Genomic DNA, 1895 nt, shown 5'->3' with positions numbered 1-1895 from the left:
CGCCGCGCCGCCGTCTCCTCCTTCGGCGTCAGCGGCACCAACGCCCACGTCATCATCGAACAAGCACCACCCACCCACACCCCCGACCCCGAACCCGAACCGCACACCACGCCCGTGGTCGTTCCGCTGGCGCTGTCGGCGCGGACGCCCCAGGCGCTCACGGCGCAGGCGGCCCGGCTGCACGACCATCTGGTGGCGCACCCGGAGCTGGAACTGGCCGATGTGGGGCACTCGTTGCTCACGACCCGTGAGGCGCACGAGCGGCGGGCCGTGGTGGTCGCGGCGGACCGGGCGCAGGCCCTGGCGGCGCTGTCGGGGCTGGCCGCGGACGAGTCGCCCGCCCAGGTGGTGCGGGGCACCGCCGACGCGGAGGGCCGCACGGTGTTCGTCTTCCCGGGGCAGGGCTCGCAGTGGGCCGGGATGGGCGCCCGGCTGCTGGACGAGTCTCCGGTGTTCGCGGCGCGCGTCGCCGAGATCGAGCGGGCGCTCGCGCCGTACGTCGACTGGTCGCTCACCGCTGTGCTGCGGCAGGCGGAGGGCGCGCCCTCGCTGGACCGGGTGGACGTCGTGCAGCCCGCGTCGTTCGCGATGATGGTGGCGCTGGCCGCGCTGTGGCGTGCGCACGGCATCGAGCCGGACGCGGTGATCGGGCACTCGCAGGGCGAGATCGCCGCGGCGGCGGTGAGCGGCGCGCTGTCGCTGGAGGACGCCGCCCGGGTGGTGGCGCTGCGCAGCAAGGCGATCGGCGCGATCTCCGGCAAGGGCGGCATGGCCACCGTGTTCCTGCCGGCCGACGAGACGGCGCGGCGGCTGGAGCCGTTCAGCGCGGATCTGTCGGTGGCGGCGGTCAACGGACCCGGTTTCACGGTGATCGCGGGCGGTGTCGAGGCGCTGGACGCGCTGTCCGGGTGCCTGGCCGAGGAGGGCGTGCGGGTGCGCCGTATCCCGGTGGACTACGCCTCGCACTCGCCGCACGTGGAGGATCTGCGGGAGGAACTCCTCGATCTGCTGGCGCCGGTGGAGCCGCGGGCGCCGCGGGTTCCGATGCTGTCGACCGTCACCGGGGAGTGGGTGACGGCGGGCGTCACCGACGCCAAGTACTGGTACGAGAACCTGCGCCGCACGGTGCGTTTCGCCGACGCCGCGGCCGTGCTGCGCGAACAGGGCCACCAGGTGTGGGTGGAGTGCAGCCCGCACGGCGTGCTGGTGCCGGCGTTGCAGCAGGCCCTGGACGGGGCGCCGGGCGGCGCGGTGGTCACCGGGTCGCTGCGCCGTGGCGAAGGGGGCCTGGCGACCTTCCTGACCTCGCTCGCCCAGCTCCACGTGCGGGGGCTGCCGGCCGACCTCGGCCGCCTCCTCGCGGGCAGCGGTGCCCGCCGCGCCGAGCTGCCCACCTACGCGTTCCAACACCGTCGCTACTGGCTGGAGGCTTCCCTCGTGATCGGAAACGACGAGAGCACCGCGCAGCACCTGCCCGAGGGCGAGGCCCGGGAGCCCGGGGAGGCGCTGGCCGAGCGGCTGGCCGGGCTGGACCCCGACGAGCGGTACGACCTGCTCACCGACCTGGTGCGGCAGACGGCCGCGGGCGTGCTGGGCCACGACGACCCGGCGGAGATCGAGGAGAACAGCGGCTTCTTCGACATCGGGTTCACCTCGCTGACGGCCGTGGAGCTGCGCAACCGGCTCGCCGAGGCGACCGGGCTGAAGCTGCCGGTGATGCTGCTGTTCGACCAGCCGACGCCGGGCATGGTGGCGGAGTTCCTGGAGCCGCTGCTCGCGGGCGCCCCGGCCGACGCCTGAGCCGCCCCCGGGGGGGGGGGGGGGGGGGGGGGGGGGGGGAGGGGGCTCGCCGCGCCTTGTCTTTTCTCTCCTTTTTATCCCAGAAGCAACGAGAG

The 1895-nt window shown here is 74.7% G+C and carries 1 protein-coding gene; it reads left to right on the top strand.

All coding sequences use genetic code 11. The features are described from left to right. On the top strand, positions 1-1800 hold a 1800-nt coding region (locus ACZ4W9_RS40230; protein ID WP_467944209.1), incomplete at its 5' end, for an acyltransferase domain-containing protein. Positions 1801-1895: the final 95 nt, after the last annotated feature.

Source organism: Streptomyces sp. NPDC029296, assembly GCF_055569255.1.
This window is presented reverse-complemented; position numbering and strand designations above follow the sequence as displayed.